The sequence below is a fragment of the Streptomyces sp. NPDC006435 genome (genome assembly GCF_040612315.1).
In the GTDB taxonomy this organism is placed as follows: domain Bacteria; phylum Actinomycetota; class Actinomycetes; order Streptomycetales; family Streptomycetaceae; genus Streptomyces.
The window spans coordinates 26,560-42,563 of record NZ_JBEXPY010000042.1; the positions used below are offsets into that span (position 1 = coordinate 26,560).

The following is a 16,004-nucleotide window of genomic DNA, read 5'->3' on the forward strand; positions in this document are numbered from 1 at the left end:
ACTGCATCGGGCCCGGGGAGTGTGCCCGTGGGGGAGGACCGCCCGAGGGATCGAGCAGCCCTCCCCACCCGGATCCCCGCTCAGCGGCGGGCATGTTCGCGGAAGCCGCGCCCCGTCTTGCGGCCGAGGCAGCCGGCGGCCACCAGGTGTTCGAGCAGCGGCGCCGGGGCCAGGCCCGGGTCGCGGAACTCGTTGTGCAGCACCTTCTCGATGGCCAGCGAGACGTCGAGGCCGACCACGTCCAGCAGCTCGAACGGGCCCATCGGGTAGCCGCCGCCCAGCTTCATCGCGGCGTCGATGTCGTCGAGGCTCGCGTAGTGCTCCTCGACCATCTTGATCGCGTTGTTGAGGTACGGGAACAGCAGCGCGTTGACGATGAAACCGGCCCGGTCGCCGCAGTCCACCGGGTGCTTGCGGACCTCGACGCAGACCTCGCGGACGGTGGCGTGGACGTCGTCGGCGGTGAGCACCGTACGGACCACCTCGACCAGCTTCATCGCGGGCGCCGGGTTGAAGAAGTGCATCCCGATCACGTCCTGCGGCCGCGAGGTGGCCCGGGCGATGGCCACGACCGGCAGCGACGAGGTGGTGGTGGCCAGGACCGCCCCCGGCCTGCACACCTTGTCCATGGTCCGGAACAGCTGCTGCTTGACCGCCAGGTCCTCGGCGACGGCCTCCACCGCGAGGTCGACGTCGGCGAAGGCGTCCAGCGACCCGGCCGCGGCGATCCGGCCGAGCGCCTCGTCCCGCGCCCCGGCCGTCAGCCGCCCCTTGGCGACGGAACGCTCCAGCGACTTGGCGATCCGGGCCTTCGCCGCGTCCGCCTTCTCCTGGCCGCGCGCGGCCAGGACCACGTCGTAACCGGCCTTGGCGAACACCTCGGCGATCCCCGAGGCCATCGTCCCGGAACCGGCGACCCCCACCGAGCGCACCGTGCGCCCGGCCGTCGCGGCGGCGCCCTCCCGCGGGGTCGGCGCGTCCGGCACCACGGTCTGGCTGCCGGGCGACTCGTACGTGTAGAAGCCGCGGCCCGCCTTGCGGCCGGTCAGCCCCGCGTCGCTCAGCTGCCTGAGCACCGGCGCCGGGGCGTGCAGCCGGTCGCGCGACTCGGCGTACATCGCCTCCAGGACGGTGCGGGCGGTGTCGATCCCGATCAGGTCGAGCAGGGCGAGCGGACCCATCGGCAGGCCGCAGCCGAGCCGCATCGCCGCGTCGATGTCCTCGCGGGAGGCGTAGTTGGCCTCGTACATCGCGGCGGCCTGGTTGAGGTAGCCGAACAGCAGCCCGTCGGCGACGAAGCCGGGCCGGTCGCCGACCGCCACCGGCTCCTTGCCCAGGCTGCGGGCGAGCGCGGTGACCACCTCGACGGCCGGCGGCGCCGTCAGCACCGAGGAGACCACCTCGACCAGCTTCATCGCGGGCGCCGGGTTGAAGAAGTGCAGACCGAGCACGCGCTCGGGGCGCAGCGACTCGGCGGCCAGCCGGGTCACCGAGAGGGCGTTGGTGCCGGTGGCCAGGATCGCGGTGGGGGAGACGATCCCGTCGAGCTCCCGGAAGACCTGCTGCTTGATCTCGTACGACTCGGGAACGACCTCGATGACCAGCTCCGCCTCCGCGGCGGCCCGGAGGCCGTCGAAGGTGCGGAACCGGGCGAGCACGTCGCCCCGTTCCTCCTCGGTGATCCGTCCGCGCTCCACGGCGCGGGCGGTCGAGGACTCCAGGGAGGCGACGGCGCGGGCGGCGGCCTCGTCGCTGATGTCGATGCCGATGACCTCGTGGCCGGCGCGGGCCAGGACCTCGGCGATGCCGGTGCCCATGGTGCCGAGACCGACGACGGCAATGGTGCTGAGCGGGGTGTCCATCACGGGACTCCAGAGAATGAGTGACGACTGTGAGGAGGGCACGGCACGCGCCGGCGGAGAAGAACGGGCGCGACACGTGCTGGAACTGCGTGTCGTGGTACTCGGGCCGGGGCGCCGTGGGCGTACCCGGACCCGGAAGGGGCGACGGACTCTGTCCCAAAGTCGCGTCTCGCAAAGCTGCCGAACCGACAAGCACTCCGGGTGGCTGCGTCACCAGGCCACCGGAGCAGGCGGGGAGTGTGTCCCGCTCACATGAGATTAACTTCCGGGTAACGAGCGCGCCAGCCCCCTTTCGCTGTGGGCCACGTCATATCCGTCCCGGGCCTCGATACGCACGGTCCCCGCCGATACGCTGAGAGTCATGGACGAGGAGTTCCGGTCCCTGGCGGACCGGCTTGCGGACGAGGCGGGCGCGGCGGGGGAGTCGGCGGCCTGCCGGCTCCTCCTCGCCACCGACGACGAGGAGGAGCTGGCCCGCGTCCTGGTGGAGCGCGAACGCCCGCTCTGGGCCCGAGAGATCGCCGCGTTCCGGCTCGGCTGCGGCGGCGACCGGCGGGCCTTCGAGGCGCTGGTCCTGCTGCTCAACCACCGCGATCCGGAACGCTGTGTGTCCGCCGCCCACGCCCTGGTGCTCCTCGGCGACCCCCGCACCCCCCGGGCCGCCGCCGCCCTCGCGACCAACTCCCTGCGCACCGCGTACGCCCTGCACCCGGTGCGGCTGCTCACCGCCCTGCGGGCCCCGGAATCGGTGCCCGCGCTGATGAGCACCCTGGAACGGCTGCTGGACCCCGGCGATCCGCACTGGCGGGTCGCGCTCGCCTGCGTGGAGGGACTCGGGCTGCTGGGGGACGGGCGGGCCCGCCCGCTCCTGGGGGCGGCGCTGACGCACCCGAGGCTGGGCGCCGCCGCCCGGGACGCGCTCGGCAGGCTGGACGCGGCATGAGGGAGCGCCGGCCTTCTCAGCCCTCGGCGGTCCCGCCGAGGGCGCGCACGTAGCGCACCTCGGGCACGAGCACGCCGTCCGCCTCGAAGGACTCCTCGGCGCCGTCGGGCCGAAAGCCCGCGCGCTCGTAGAAGCGGCGGGCCGGGGTGTTCTCCCTCAGCACCCAAAGTGCCAGGTCGGGGAAGCCCTCGGCGGTGGCGCGGTCGAGCACCTCCGCCATCAGCGCGCGGCCCGCCCCGGTCCCGACCAGCTCGGGCGTCACGTAGAGCGCGTACAGCTCGCCCCGCGCGAGCGGCCTGCCGTTCTCGCGGTACGGGCCGTAGCAGGCCCAGCCGATCACGCCGTGCCCCGGCCGCTCGGCCACCACGTTCACGACGGTGAGGCCCCCGGTGAAGGACGAGCGTCGGCGCTCCACGTCCTCGGCGACGGCGAGGTCCATGTCGTCCAGGTACGACTGCGGCACCAGCCCCGCGTACGCGGCCCGCCAGCCGCGCACCCGCAGGTGCGAGACCGCCTCGCAGTCGTCGACGGTCATGTCCCGTACTCGTGTCGCGGGCTCCGGGGCGGGCGTGGCCGGTGCGGTCATACGGGCCATCCTGGCGCAGGCGCCGGGACGGCCCGTACCCGGGTCCGCGGTGCGGACCGGTCAGCCGCGGCGGCCGAGCAGCCCGTGCAGGGTGGCGCCCCTGCTGCCGGAACCCGTCCGCCGCGCCGACTTCGCCGCCGCCTCGCCGGTCAGCGGGCGCGGCTCGGGGGACGCGGCGCAGATCGCGTCCGCGTCGGCCCGGCTGCCCCTGCCGCGCGGCACGGTGCCGTCGGCGAGGTAGGCCACGAGGTGCTCGTCGAGGCAGTCGTTGCCGCTCAGCGTGATGCCGTGGTTCCCGCCGCCCTGCTCGACGACCAGGCTGGAGCCGTGCAGTCTGCGGTGCAGGGTGATCCCGCCCTCGTACGGGGTGGCCGCGTCGTCGGTCGCCTGGAAGAGCAGCACCGGCGGCAGGGCGCGGTTGGAGACCCGCACCGGGTTGAGCGGCTCCACCGGCCAGTCGGCGCAGGGGGCGTTGTACCAGGTGTTGTTCCAGGTGAAGAAGGGGGCCTTGGCGTGCACCCGTCGGCTGTCGTTGCGCCAGGTGTTCCACGGCCGGGGCCACCGGGCGTCGCGGCACTGCACGGCCGAGTAGACCGAGTACCCGTTGTCGCCCTCCGCGTCGAGCGCGCCGAACCGCTCGTACGCCTTCACGAGCGCGTCCTGGTCGTGGTCGTGCACGTACCGGGCGAACGCGTCGGCCAGCCGGGGCCAGTACCCGTTGTAGTAGCCGCCCGGCAGGAAGGTGTCCTCCAGCTCGCTCGCGCCGACCTTCCCGCCGGCGGGCCGCGCCCGGACGGCGTCGCGCATGGCGTACCAGGCGCGCTCCACCTCCGCCGGGTCCGTGCCCAGCCGGTACGTGGCGTCGTGCTTCGCGACCCAGGCGGCGAACGCCTTGTGGCGGGCGTCGAAGGCGTGGTTCTGGGCGATGTTGTCGTCGTACCAGACGCCGTCCGGGTCGACGTTCGAGTCGAGCACCATGCGCCGCACCCGGTCCGGGTGCAGCTTGCCGTACACCGCGCCGAGGTAGGTGCCGTACGAGTAGCCGAAGTAGTTGAGCTGCCGGGAGCCGAGGGCCCGCCGGATCACGTCGAGGTCCTTGGCGGCGCTGACGGTGTCCATGTACGGCAGCAGATCGGGGTACTTGCGTCCGCACGCCTCGGCGAAGGCGCGGGCCCGGTTCCGGTTGGCCCGCTCGATCCCGGGCGCGTCCGGCGTCGAGACCGGCCGCACCGGATCGAAGTACTTCGGTACGCAGTCCAGGGCCGGCCTGCTCCTGCCGACGCCGCGCGGGTCGAACCCGATCACGTCGTACTGCGCGGCGAGCGACTCCGGCAGCGAGGACGCCACGAAACCGGCCATCGACAGGCCGCTGCCCCCGGGGCCGCCCGGATTGACGAGCAGCGGACCCTGGAAGGTCTTCGCGGTGTGCGGGATCCGGGACAGGGCGAGGGTGATCCGCCGGCCCGACGGATCGTCATGGTCGAGCGGAGTGCTGACCGATGAGCACTGCAACCGCGGATACGACTCGGTGCCGCAGTCGGTCCACGTGAGCCCGGCGGCGCCGGGCGGGGCCGCGGTGCCGGCGGTCGCCGCGGCCGGTGCCGCGGTCACCAGACCGGCGACGGTCGCACCGACGGCGAGCAGAATTCCTGGACGTTTCGTCATATGGCCTCCCGTGACGGGGAAAACACGACTGCGCGGGGCGCAGCCCCCGCCGCATGCTCCCCGCATTCGTGCCCGGAAGGACCGTTCGGGCCGAGAGTTGACCCGTTTGCCCGCTCGGGCCCCATCGTGCCGGGCGGTGGTCCCGGCGGACCGGGGCGGGTTCAGAGCGGGGCGGGCGGGACGGGGGCGTCGAGCGGCGGGCGCCGGTCCCTCCGCAGGGGCAGCCCCCGGTCCGTGCCCCGGTACGAGGGGCCGATGCCGAACTCGGCCGCCAGCTCGTGGACGTGGCGGGTGACGCGCCGCTGGTACCACCTGGGCGCGTAGGGGCCCTCGGCGTACAGCCGCTCGTACCGCCGCACCAGGTGCGGGTGGTGCTGGGCGAGCCGGCGCATGTACCACTCCCGCGCGCCGGGCCGCAGATGCAGGACGAGCGGCGTCACCGAGGTCGCCCCGGCGGCGGCGATCGCCCGTACCGTGGCCCGCAGCTGGTCCGGATGGTCGCCGAGGAACGGGACGACAGGCGCCATCAGCACGTCGCAGCCGATGCCGGCCCGGCTCAGGGCGCGGACGGCGTCCAGACGGTGCAGGGGGGACGGCGTGCCGGGCTCCAGGGCGCGCCACAGCCCGTCGTCGACGAAGCCGACCGAGACGCAGACGCCGACGTCGGTGACCTCGGACGCCTGCCGCAGCAGCTCCAGATCGCGCAGGATCAGCGTTCCCTTGGTCAGGATGGAGAACGGGTTCGCATGGTCGCGCAGGGCCGCGAGGATGCCGGGCATCAACCGGTACCGGCCCTCCGCGGGCTGGTAGCAGTCGACGTTCGTGCCCATCGCGATGTGCGCCCCGTGCCAGCGGCCGGAGGAGAGGTGGTCGCGCAGCAGCTCCGGGGCGTTGACCTTGACGACGATCTGCGAGTCGAAGCCGAGGCCGGTGTCGAGGTCGAGACGGCTGTGGGCCTTGCGCGCGAAGCAGTAGACACAGGCGTGCGAGCAGCCCCGGTACGGATTGACGGTCCATTCGAACGGCATCCGCGACGCGCCCGGCACCCGGTCCACGACCGAACGGGTCCGGACCTCGTGGAAGGTGACGCCCCGGAGCCCGGGGGCGTCGAAGGTGCGCGTGGTCACCGCGTCCGCGGCGAAGAGCGCGCCGTTCCCGGCCGTCCCGGGCCGCTCGGCCGGACTGTCCCAGCGCATGGACGCCTCCTCGGTAGTACTGGGCAGAGAATAGAACACTTGTTCCCATGATCGTTTTCTCCCCTTCGTCCCGGGCCGGATTTTGAGCGGCGTGCCGAAGGTGGTTGGCTCATCACGCCCCCGAACAACCGAGTGCTGGAGGAACAGGCATGGCGCAGGTCGAGGCCACCACGGAACGAGTCATCGCGGCGGACGCGGAGACGGTGTTCGACGCCCTGGCCGACTACGAGCAGGTCCGGGGCAAGGTGCTGCCCGGACAGTTCAGCGAGTACGAGGTGCGCGAGGGCGGCGACGGCGAGGGCACCCTCGTCCACTGGAAGCTCCAGGCCACCAGCAAGCGGGTGCGCGACTGCCTGCTGGAGGTCACCGAGCCCACGGATGGTCAGCTCGTCGAGAAGGACCGCAACTCCTCGATGGTCACCACCTGGACGGTCACCCCGGCCGGCGAGGGGAAGTCGAAGGCGGTCGTCTCGACCGTGTGGACCGGCGCCGGCGGCATCGGCGGATTCTTCGAGAAGACCTTCGCCCCCAAGGGGCTCGGGCGGATCTACGACGAACTGCTCCAGAACCTCGCCGCCGAGGTGGAGAAGAAGTAACCCGGTACGACGTTGACCGGCCTCACCGTATCGAGTGGTTTTCCCACCGCGCCGGTCGTACGCCGTAGTGGCTCCCACCGGGGGTTAAACCCCCTGAGTGCGCCGTCGGCTCCCCCCGTCGCGTTTGCCCTCGCTTCTCGCGCGATGCGAGAAAAGGGCGGCGCAGACGCGACGAGGGGAGCGGCACGTGGTGGGTGGGATCACTCTGCTGGAGGAGGAGCCGGACGGTACGGGGACCGCCGGCACGGCGACCGCACCACCCTCCGCCCCTCCACCGCCGCGCACCGCGACGGAGGGGAACGGCACCGGGAAGGGGAGCGCCCCCGCCCCGCCCGCCGCACCGGAGATCAGCCCCCGCCGCATCCGGCTCGTCTTCCTCGGGCTGATGCTCACGCTGCTGCTCGCGGCGCTCGACCAGATGATCGTCGCCACCGCGCTGCCGAAGATCGTCGGTGAACTGCACGGCCTGGAGAAGATGTCCTGGGCCGTCACCGCCTACCTGCTCGCCTCCACCATCGGACTGCCCCTCTACGGCAAGCTCGGCGACCTCTTCGGCCGCAAGGGCGTCTTCCAGTTCGCGATCGTGGTCTTCGTCATCGGCTCCGCACTGGCCGGCTGGTCGCGCACCATGGACGAACTGATCGCCTTCCGCGCCGTCCAGGGCATCGGCGGCGGCGGTCTGATGATCGGCGTCCAGGCGATCATCGCGGACGTCGTCCCGCCCCGGGAACGCGGCCGGTTCATGGGCCTCATCGGCGCGGCGTTCGGCCTCGCCTCCGTGGCGGGCCCGCTGCTCGGCGGCTTCTTCACCGACCACGCCTCCTGGCGCTGGTGCTTCTACATCAACGTCCCGTTCGGCCTGGTCACCCTCGCCGTCATCACCGTCGTGCTGAAACTTCCCCGGCCCGCCGTCCGGCCCCGCCTCGACGTCCTCGGCTCGCTGCTGCTCGCCGCCGCCTCCACCTGCCTGGTGCTCCTGACCAGTTGGGGCGGCACGGAGTACGCGTGGGGATCGGGCACCATCCTGGGGCTCGGCGCCGGAGCCGTCGCAACGACCCTGCTCTTCCTGCTCGTCGAGCACCGGGCCGTCGAACCGGTCATCCCGCTGCGGCTGTTCCGCGACTCGATCTTCAACGTCACCGCGCTGGTCGGCGCGGTCGTCGGGGTCGCGCTGTTCGGCGCCGCCAGCTATCTGCCGACCTTCCTCCAGATGGTCGACGGGGCCACGGCCACCGAGTCCGGACTGCTGATGCTCCCGATGATGGGCGGCATCGTCGTCGCGTCCGTCGTCTCCGGCCAGATGATCTCGCGCACCGGCCGCTACCGCGCCCACCCGATCGTCGGCAGCGCGGTCTCGACGGTCGGGATGTGGCTGCTCTCCCGGCTGGGGACCGACACCTCGGGCCTGGAGCACGGCATCGCGCAGGCCGTGCTCGGCATCGGGATCGGACTGGTCATGCCGGTGCTCGTGCTCGCCGTGCAGAACTCCGTCGCCCCCGCCGACCTCGGCACCGCGACCAGCGCCAACAACTACTTCCGGCAGATCGGCGGAAGCGTCGGCGCCGCCGTCTTCGGGACGCTCTTCGCGGGCCGCCTCGCGGACGCGCTCGCCGTGCGCCTGCCGGCCGGCGCCGACCTGCCCGACCCCGAGTCGATCACCCCGCAGCTGGTCCACTCGATGGAACCCGCGCTGCGGGACGGCTACATCCAGGCGTACGCCGACGCGATGCCACGGATCTTCCTCTACCTCGTGCCGGTGCTCGCACTCGGCCTGTTCCTCGCCTTCTTCCTCAAGGAGAAACCGCTGGTGTCCCACCACAGCCCCGAAAGCGCCGTCGAGACCACCACCGAGACCGACCCCCGGGCCGCCATCGGGTCCGTGACCGTGACCGTCCCGGCCGCCCGGGCCACCGCCACGCCGCCCGTGTACCTGTCGGGCGTGCCGGTGTGCGGCAGCGTCCAGCACCCCGACGGCACAAAGGTCCCGCGCGCCGCCCTCACCCTCATCGACGTCCAGGGACAGCAGGTCGGCCGGGGCGCGAGCGGCGACGACGGGCGGTACGCGCTGAGCGTGCCCGGCGCCGGCTCGTACGTCCTCATCGCCGCGGCCGGCGGACACCAGCCGCAGGCCGTCAGCGTCACCGCGGGCGAACGGCCGGTGGAACTCGACGTGGTGCTCGGCGGGGCGGGGCGCCTGGCCGGGGCAGTCCTCACCGCCGACGGCATCCCGGTGCGCGACGCCGCCGTCACCCTCACCGACGTGCGCGGCGAGGTGGTCGCCTCCACCCGCAGCGGACGCGAGGGCGGCTACGTCATCACGGAGCTGGTGGCCGGCGAGTACACCCTCGCCGCCAGCGCCCCCGCCTTCCGGCCCGCCGCGCTGCCGGTGAGCGTGCAGGCGGCCCGGGAGACCCGGCAGGACATCGAGCTCGCCGGCGGCGCGGTGCTCCGCGGCATCGTGCGGGCGAGCGGCGGCCGGCCCGTCGAGGACGCCCGGGTCACGCTCCTGGACGCGGCGGGCAACGTGGTCGACACCCTCACCACCGGGCCCGACGGCGCGTTCCGGTTCGTGGACCTGTCCACCGGCGAGTACACCGTGATCGCCGCCGGATATCCGCCGGTGGCCACCGTCCTCCAGGTGGCGGGCGGCGGGCGCACCGAACGGGACCTCCAACTCGGGCACGAGGACTGAGGGCACGGCACGAACGCGGGGCCGGCCGGTGGAACCACCGGCCGGCCCCGCCGTGTGTCCGGGGTCCGTCGCCGTGCAGGAGCCGCGCCGTCGGCCACCGCGTGGCGCGCGATGCCGTCAGCCGTCGTGCGGGCGCAGGGCCGCCACCGCCCATTTCGCCCGGGTGGACAGTTCGCTGAGCTTTTTCGCCGACTCCGCGGCGATCGTGTCCAGCAGGAGCCGGGCGTGTGCCGCCGTCGTGCGCGCGAGTTCCGTGTCGCCCGCCTCGACGGCCGCGAGCGTCAGCTCCAGGTGCTGCTCCGTGACCAGCCGGCCGAGCCCCCGGCGGTGCCACTGCTCGACGGTCCCGTCGGGCGCGGTGCCGTCGGCGCCGACCGCCGCCCTCGCCCGCCCCAGCGCCCGGCCCGCAGCCGCGAGGTCGCCCCTGAGACGTTCCAGACGCGCGAGGACGTACGCCTCCGAGGCCCGGTCCCACCCGGTGTCCTGGAGGGAGAGGAGGTTGAACTGGGCGCGGGCCGCCTGCGCGTGGTCGCCGATCCGCTCCAGCGCCCGGCTCAGTCTCCGGAGCCGGTCCGGGTCCGGGCCGGTGTCGTCCAGGAGGCGGATGAGCGCGATGCGGGCGTGCTCGACGCGGCCCTGGCGGTGGGCGAGCTCGATCCAGGTGAACTCGTCCTCCGGGGCCGCGCCGGGACCGCCCCGCCCCGCCTCCGCGGCACGGGCCCACTCGACGGCCCCGGCGCCGTCGGTGACCTGCCCGTCCGTGGCCGACCGCAGCAGTGCGACGTCCTCGTCCCGCCCGTGCGACGCCACCAGCACCGCGGCCCGCCACCGCTCCTCGTACCACTCGGTCCGGGCGGAGTCCTCCTGCTCCAGCAGGGCCCGCAGCAGCGGCAGGTCCCCGGCGCGGCGGTCGTGGTGCGCCGCCCGCAGCACCCCCGCCCGCAGCACCGGGTCGGCGGCCGTCTCCGTCAGGACACCGGGGTCGCCGCAGCGCATCAGTTCCAGCGCCTCCCGCCCCGGGGCGAGGACGACGTCGCGCAGGCACTGCCGGTAGGGCTCCTCCAGTCGGTAGGCGCAGAGCTCCTGGGAGTTGAGCAGGACGTGCTCCGGCTCGGTGCGCCGGGTGGCCGACTCCGACAGCGCGAAGAGTTCGGCCAGCGACCGGTCCGGCAGCCCCAGACCGCTGATCAGCGCCGCACGCTGCTCGTCGAGTTCGGGGGCGAACTCCTCCCGGGCCTCCTCGTCCGCCCGGCGCACCGCGTCGAGCAGGGCCTCCTCGTCCATCCCGGCGGAGAGTTCCTCGCACCACCAGGGCAGCCGGACGAGCATCTGGAGCGCGTCGCCGACGCTGTCGGCGACCAGCGAGGCGTACCCGTCGGAGGACGCGTGCAGCACGGCCGTTCCCCCGCTCAGGAAGTACGTGCCACCGGTGTCGTCACCGGCGATCGGCTCCAGCGTCGCACCGGACGCCAGATGCACCTCCTCGACGTGGTGGGCCCGGTCCACGTCGAAATTGAAGGGGAAAGCGGCCAGTTCGGCCAGGTCGGGACGGCTGCGCAGCAGTTCCAGTACGGGGTCGGTCATGTGACCGAACCCTAACGCGGCTCCGCCGGGCGCCGTCCCGTTCCGGTACGTGGCCCCGTCGGACGCCGCCCCGTCCGGTACGCGGCTCCGCCGGCAGCCGTCCCCGTTCCGTCAGAGGTCCGTCTCCGCCGGGTACACGGTCGCGCAGGCCGACCGGAAGAGGGCGTCGACCTCCTGGCCGCTGAGCCCCTGGGCCCGTGCCTCGTTCAGCCATTCGACGAGCGACGCGTGCAGGGGGGCGGTGGGGCCGTCCTGGGCCGGGACCAGGGTGCGGGTGATGAAGGTGCCCGCCCCCTGCCGGACCTCGGCCAGCCCCGCGCGCTCCAGCTCGCGGTAGGCCTTGAGGGTCGTGTTGGGATTGACCTTGGTCTCCGCCGCTACCTGCGCGGCCGTCGGCAACCGGTCACCCTCCACCAACGCGCCCATGCGCAGCGCCTGTTCGACCTGACGCACGATCTGGAGGTACGTCGCCACCCCGCTGCGCCTGTCGATGCGGAACACGACCATTGCCTTCCTCACCTCCCGTTGGACTGCCGTGCCGGTACGACCGCGACGGCCTGTACGACCGCGACGCCCTAGAGCGGGCGACGGGACACCCGCCACAGGACGAACGCGGTGAGTACGACGGTTCCCGCGAGCAGGATGCCCGCCCCGGTCCACTGCATGGCGGGCATCTGGTCGAAGCCCAGGTACTCGTGGACATTGTTGACGATGCCGTGCTTCTCGATGCAGTCGTTGCTCGCCTTCTCGGTGGGTTCGGCGCACAGGCCCCAGCCGTAGAGCTGCCCGTCGGCGGAGCCGATCCAGCGGTCCACCTCGCGCGAACTGTCCAGCCGCGCGGGCAGGTCCGCGTTCAGCGGGTAGACGAGCGTGCGGGTCGGGGCGAGGTTGACGATCATCTCGTCCCAGAACACTCCGGCGGCCCAGGAGAAGAACAGTGTGGTCGCCATGGCCGGCAGGAGCCGGCGCACCAGCGTGCCGATGGTGATGCCGGCGGCGGTCAGGAAGAGGCAGAGCGCGGGGAGCACCGGACCGGTGTTGTCGAAGATCGACCCGCTCGACCAGTCGTACGGGAACACCAAATGGTCGGGCTTCCACCACCAGGTGAAGACCGCCGACAGCACCACGCCGGTAACGAGTGCCGCGCCGTAGACCCAGGCGACCTTCGCCGCCACCCAGCGCAGGCGCGACACGGACTGGGTGGTGACCAGCTGTGCGGTGCCCTGCTCCTGGTCCCCCGCGATCAGCGGGGCGCCGATGAAGACGGCGAGCAGCAGCGGCAGGGCCCCCAGCACGCTGATGACCAGGTTCACGCCCTCGGAGTCGAAGTTCTCCAGCATCCCCCCTGCGCCCGCGGACTCCATGAAGTCCTTCATCCGGCTGCGCTCGTACACGAGCCAGATCGAGCCGAGGACCGTCGCGCCGAGCAGGCTGAGCAGCGCGGCCCGGTGCTGCCGTACGACGAGCCAGTTCAGTCCGTGCAGCAGACGGGGCCGGGTCGCCCGTCCGGTGTACGGGGTGTCGGTCGGGGTGGTGCTCATGCGGCGTGGATCCCTTCGTCCTCGATGCGGGCGCCGGGGGTGAACAGCGCGGGCGCGTCCGGCGAGCGGAGGTGTGCCAGCAGCACTTCCTCCAGGCTGGGTTCGGCGACCACCCAGTCGCTCGGCAGCGGTCCGTTCGGCCGCACCAGCGCGCGGAACTGCCTGCCCTGGACCCGGGACTCGATCACCGTGTGCGGGGCCAGCAGACCGGCCGGGTCCCCGTCCGTCGCGAGCCCCGTCACCAGCGCGTGGGCCGGGACGAGGGCGTCCGCGTCACCCGCCATCCGGATCCGGCCGTCGGCGAGGACGAGCAGGTAGTCGCACATGTCCTCCAGCTCGGACAGCATGTGGGAGGACATCAGCACGGTGGTGCCGCGCTCGACGGCCTCCGACATCAGCAGGGCGCTCATGTCGTGGCGGGCCAGCGGGTCGAGGTCCGACATCGGCTCGTCGAGCAGCAGCAGGTCGGGCCGCTTGCCGAAGGCGAGCGCGAAGGCGACACGGGTGCGCTGGCCGCCGGAGAGGGAGCCGACGCGGGCGTCCATCGGGACCTGGCCGGACCGTACGATCCGCTCCGCCGCGGCCGCGTCCCAGCCGGGGTTCAGCTCGCTGCCCATGCGCAGCGTCTCCGCCACGGTGAACCGCTTGAACAGCGGCTTGTCCTGTCCGAGGAAGGCGAACCGAGGCAGCACCGCGGGATCGTCCACGGACACGCCGCAGACCCGGAGCTGCCCCTCCGACGGCTGGATCTGCCGGGTAGCGAGCTTCAACAGGGTGCTCTTCCCGGCCCCGTTGGGACCGACGAGACCGCAGATCCGTCCGGCCGGCAGCCGGAACGAGCAGTCCCGCAGCGCCCAGCCGCGCCGGTAGCGCTTACCCAGGCCGCGGACCTCCAGCGCCCACGCGCCGGACGTGGTGCCCGGAGTGAATGCGTCTGCCATGCACTTCGCCTCGATTCCATTAGTCAATTAATGGAATCATGGTCTGGGGCGGGAAAATCTGTCAAGGCGGACCAGATGGACCGCGCCCCGGACCGGCCCGGTTGTCCGTGATGCACCTGTTCGGGGTGTGCGTCTCGCTCCCTTCGGAGGACTGGACCTCTGAACGTGTCCGGGGCTCTGGCCTGGCGGTTCTCCGGCGCGTAGCGTGGCCCGGCATGAAGATCCTGATCAGTGCGGACATGGAAGGCGCCACCGGTGTGACCTGGCCCGCCGATGTGCTGCCGGGCAGCCCCCAGTGGGAGAGGTGCCGCGCCATGTTCACCTCCGACGTGAACGCGGCGGCCCTCGGCTTCTACGACGGCGGCGCCGACGAGGTACTCGTCAACGAGGCCCACTGGTCCATGCGCAACCTGCTGCTGGAACGGCTCGACGACCGGGTCGAGATGCTCACCGGCCGGCACAAGTCCCTGTCCATGGTCGAGGGCGTCCAGCACGGCGACATCGACGCCATCGCCTTCATCGGCTACCACACCGGGGCCGGCGCCGAGGGGGTCCTCGCCCACACCTACCTGGCGAACTCCATCACCGGCGTCTGGCTCGACGGCACCCGGGCCAGCGAGGGACTGCTCAACGCGCACGTCGTGGCCGAGTACGGCGTCCCCGTCGTCCTCGTCACCGGTGACAATCTGACCTGCGTGGACGCGGAGGGCTACGCCCCGCGGGCGCGCAAGGTCGCCGTGAAGGACTACGTGTCGCGGTACGCCGCGGTCTGCCGCACCCCGGCCCGTACCGCCGCCGACATCCGCGCGGCGGCCGAGGAGGCCGCCGCGCTCGCCGTGCGCCACACCCCGGTGGAGGGCGGCCCCCACACCATCGAGCTGGAGTTCGACGCCGAGCACCTGGCGGGCGCGGCCACCGTCGTCCCGGGCGTGGTGCCCAGCGGCGAGCGGCGCGTCGCCTACACCAGCGCGACGATGTACGAAGCAATCCGCACGTTCAAGGCGGTGACGACGATCGTGTCGTCCGCCGTGGAGGAACAATATGGCTGAGACGACCGCCCTCCCGGACAGCGTCGACCAGCGGGCGCTCGACGAATCGGTGACGTTCACCTCCGAACTGATCCGGATCGACACCACCAACCGCGGCGACGGTGAATGCCGGGAACGCCCGGCCGCCGAGTACGTAGCGGAGCGGCTGGCCGACGCCGGACTGGAACCCGTCCTGCTGGAACGCACCCCCGGACGCACCAACGTGGTGGCCCGGATCCCCGGCACCGACCCGTCCGCCGACGCCCTGCTCGTCCACGGCCACCTCGACGTGGTCCCGGCCGAGGCGGCCGACTGGACCGTGCACCCCTTCTCCGGCGAGGTCCGCGACGGGGTGGTCTGGGGGCGCGGCGCCATCGACATGAAGAACATGGACGCGATGGTCCTGGCCGTGGTCCGCGCCTGGGCGCGGACCGGCGTCCGGCCCCGCCGCGACATCGTCATCGCGTACACCGCCGACGAGGAGGCCAGCGCCGACGACGGCTCGGGCTTCCTCGCCGACCGGCACGCCGCGCTCTTCGAGGGCTGCACCGAGGGCATCAGCGAATCCGGCGCCTTCACCTTCCACGCCGGACCGGACATGCCGCTCTACCCGATCGCCGCGGGCGAGCGCGGCACCGCCTGGCTGAAGCTCACCGCGCACGGCAAGGCGGGCCACGGCTCCAAGGTCAACAGGAACAACGCCGTCAGCGCGCTCGCCGCGGCCGTCGCCCGGATCGGCGAGCACACCTGGCCGGTCCGGCTCACCCCCACCGTCCGGGCCGCGCTCACCGAGATCGCCGCCCTGCACGGCATCCACCCCGACCTGGACGCCCCCGGCTTCGACGTCGACGAACTCCTCGACAAGCTCGGCCCCGCCGCCGACCTGGTCCGGCCGACCGTCCGCAACAGCTCCAACCCGACCATGCTGGAGGCCGGGTACAAGGTCAACGTGATCCCCGGCCACGCCACCGCCTTCGTCGACGGCCGGATGCTCCCCGGCGGCGAGGACGAGTTCCGCACCACCCTGGACCGGCTGACCGGCCCCCACGTCGACTGGGAGTTCCACCACCGCGAGGTGCCGCTGCAGGCCCCGGTCGACTCGCCGACCTTCACCAAGCTGCGCGCCGCGATCGAACGCTTCGACCCGGACGGCCACGTCGTGCCGTACTGCATGTCGGGCGGCACGGACGCCAAGCAGTTCTCCCGGCTCGGCATCACCGGCTACGGCTTCTCGCCGCTGAAGCTGCCCGTCGGCTTCGACTACCAGGCGCTGTTCCACGGTGTCGACGAACGCGTCCCCGTGGAGGCCCTGCACTTCGGTGTCCGCGTCCTCGACCACTATCTGCGCACGGCCTGACCGCAACAGGGGG

Annotated in this window: 13 protein-coding genes; 5 read left to right on the plus strand and 8 right to left on the minus strand. The window is 72.8% G+C overall.

Annotation, left to right across the window (positions count from 1 at the left end; genetic code table 11):
• Positions 1–80: 80 nt before the first annotated feature.
• Entirely contained in the window at positions 81–1,862 is a 1,782-nt protein-coding gene (locus tag ABZZ04_RS31045; RefSeq protein WP_356935554.1) for a 3-hydroxybutyryl-CoA dehydrogenase, read from the minus strand.
• A gap of 361 nt (positions 1,863–2,223) precedes the next feature.
• On the opposite strand from ABZZ04_RS31045, the gene ABZZ04_RS31050 reads away from it, so the two are divergent.
• Complete coding sequence (locus ABZZ04_RS31050; protein ID WP_356935555.1) at positions 2,224–2,805, plus strand: adenylosuccinate lyase; 582 nt, start codon at positions 2,224–2,226, stop codon at positions 2,803–2,805.
• A gap of 16 nt (positions 2,806–2,821) precedes the next feature.
• On the opposite strand, the gene ABZZ04_RS31055 is transcribed toward ABZZ04_RS31050, so the two are convergent.
• The 3 genes from ABZZ04_RS31055 to ABZZ04_RS31065 all read right to left on the minus strand — a co-directional run bounded on the left by ABZZ04_RS31055 (position 2,822) and on the right by ABZZ04_RS31065 (position 6,252).
• The gene (locus ABZZ04_RS31055) at positions 2,822–3,391 is read right to left on the minus strand and encodes a GNAT family N-acetyltransferase (RefSeq protein ID WP_356935556.1); all 570 of its coding nucleotides are present in this window, start codon (positions 3,389–3,391) and stop codon (positions 2,822–2,824) included.
• Positions 3,392–3,451: 60 nt separating this feature from the next.
• Positions 3,452–5,056 carry an alpha/beta hydrolase gene (locus ABZZ04_RS31060; RefSeq protein WP_356935557.1) on the minus strand — a complete coding sequence of 535 codons (1,605 nt, stop codon included), beginning with the start codon at positions 5,054–5,056 and terminating at the stop codon, positions 3,452–3,454.
• A 161-nt stretch (positions 5,057–5,217) separates the two neighbouring features.
• On the minus strand, positions 5,218–6,252 hold the full coding sequence (locus ABZZ04_RS31065; RefSeq protein ID WP_356935558.1) for an Rv2578c family radical SAM protein: 1,035 nt from the start codon (positions 6,250–6,252) through the stop codon (positions 5,218–5,220).
• A 149-nt stretch (positions 6,253–6,401) separates the two neighbouring features.
• On the opposite strand from ABZZ04_RS31065, the gene ABZZ04_RS31070 reads away from it, so the two are divergent.
• Positions 6,402–6,848 (plus strand): SRPBCC family protein, encoded by a 447-nt coding sequence (locus ABZZ04_RS31070; protein ID WP_356935559.1) that lies wholly within the window; start codon positions 6,402–6,404, stop codon positions 6,846–6,848.
• Between the two features lie 187 nt (positions 6,849–7,035).
• Positions 7,036–9,540 carry an MFS transporter gene (locus ABZZ04_RS31075; protein WP_356935560.1) on the plus strand — a complete coding sequence of 835 codons (2,505 nt, stop codon included), beginning with the start codon at positions 7,036–7,038 and terminating at the stop codon, positions 9,538–9,540.
• 117 nt (positions 9,541–9,657) lie between these two features.
• On the opposite strand, the gene ABZZ04_RS31080 is transcribed toward ABZZ04_RS31075, so the two are convergent.
• From ABZZ04_RS31080 to ABZZ04_RS31095, 4 genes are all read right to left on the minus strand, one after another.
• Positions 9,658–11,124 (minus strand): hypothetical protein, encoded by a 1,467-nt coding sequence (locus tag ABZZ04_RS31080; RefSeq protein WP_356935561.1) that lies wholly within the window; start codon positions 11,122–11,124, stop codon positions 9,658–9,660.
• 111 nt (positions 11,125–11,235) lie between these two features.
• On the minus strand, positions 11,236–11,631 hold the full coding sequence (locus ABZZ04_RS31085; protein WP_356935562.1) for a GntR family transcriptional regulator: 396 nt from the start codon (positions 11,629–11,631) through the stop codon (positions 11,236–11,238).
• Positions 11,632–11,699: 68 nt separating this feature from the next.
• On the minus strand, positions 11,700–12,665 hold the full coding sequence (locus ABZZ04_RS31090; RefSeq protein WP_356935563.1) for an ABC transporter permease subunit: 966 nt from the start codon (positions 12,663–12,665) through the stop codon (positions 11,700–11,702).
• A complete protein-coding gene (locus tag ABZZ04_RS31095; RefSeq protein WP_356935564.1) occupies positions 12,662–13,606 on the minus strand; it encodes an ABC transporter ATP-binding protein in 945 nt (314 codons plus the stop codon). The genes ABZZ04_RS31090 and ABZZ04_RS31095 overlap by 4 nt, the downstream gene beginning before the upstream one ends.
• Positions 13,607–13,821: 215 nt before the next feature.
• On the opposite strand from ABZZ04_RS31095, the gene ABZZ04_RS31100 reads away from it, so the two are divergent.
• Positions 13,822–14,655, plus strand: a complete 834-nt coding sequence (locus ABZZ04_RS31100) for a M55 family metallopeptidase (protein ID WP_356935565.1) — start codon at positions 13,822–13,824, stop codon at positions 14,653–14,655.
• A complete protein-coding gene (locus ABZZ04_RS31105; protein ID WP_356935566.1) occupies positions 14,648–15,991 on the plus strand; it encodes a M20/M25/M40 family metallo-hydrolase in 1,344 nt (447 codons plus the stop codon). The genes ABZZ04_RS31100 and ABZZ04_RS31105 overlap by 8 nt, the downstream gene beginning before the upstream one ends.
• Positions 15,992–16,004 lie beyond the last annotated feature (13 nt).

What these genes read in the sequence shown, in the direction of transcription:
- ABZZ04_RS31090 (WP_356935563.1), bottom strand. Translation starts at nt 12,665, where the DNA reads ATGAGCACCACCCCGACCGACACCCCGTACACCGGACGGGCGACCCGG.
- ABZZ04_RS31060 (WP_356935557.1), bottom strand. Translation starts at nt 5,056, where the DNA reads ATGACGAAACGTCCAGGAATTCTGCTCGCCGTCGGTGCGACCGTCGCC.
- ABZZ04_RS31050 (WP_356935555.1), top strand. Translation starts at nt 2,224, where the DNA reads ATGGACGAGGAGTTCCGGTCCCTGGCGGACCGGCTTGCGGACGAGGCG.
- ABZZ04_RS31095 (WP_356935564.1), bottom strand. Translation starts at nt 13,606, where the DNA reads ATGGCAGACGCATTCACTCCGGGCACCACGTCCGGCGCGTGGGCGCTG.
- ABZZ04_RS31105 (WP_356935566.1), top strand. Translation starts at nt 14,648, where the DNA reads ATGGCTGAGACGACCGCCCTCCCGGACAGCGTCGACCAGCGGGCGCTC.
- ABZZ04_RS31045 (WP_356935554.1), bottom strand. Translation starts at nt 1,862, where the DNA reads ATGGACACCCCGCTCAGCACCATTGCCGTCGTCGGTCTCGGCACCATG.
- ABZZ04_RS31055 (WP_356935556.1), bottom strand. Translation starts at nt 3,391, where the DNA reads ATGACCGCACCGGCCACGCCCGCCCCGGAGCCCGCGACACGAGTACGG.
- ABZZ04_RS31100 (WP_356935565.1), top strand. Translation starts at nt 13,822, where the DNA reads ATGAAGATCCTGATCAGTGCGGACATGGAAGGCGCCACCGGTGTGACC.
- ABZZ04_RS31065 (WP_356935558.1), bottom strand. Translation starts at nt 6,252, where the DNA reads ATGCGCTGGGACAGTCCGGCCGAGCGGCCCGGGACGGCCGGGAACGGC.
- ABZZ04_RS31070 (WP_356935559.1), top strand. Translation starts at nt 6,402, where the DNA reads ATGGCGCAGGTCGAGGCCACCACGGAACGAGTCATCGCGGCGGACGCG.
- ABZZ04_RS31085 (WP_356935562.1), bottom strand. Translation starts at nt 11,631, where the DNA reads ATGGTCGTGTTCCGCATCGACAGGCGCAGCGGGGTGGCGACGTACCTC.
- ABZZ04_RS31080 (WP_356935561.1), bottom strand. Translation starts at nt 11,124, where the DNA reads ATGACCGACCCCGTACTGGAACTGCTGCGCAGCCGTCCCGACCTGGCC.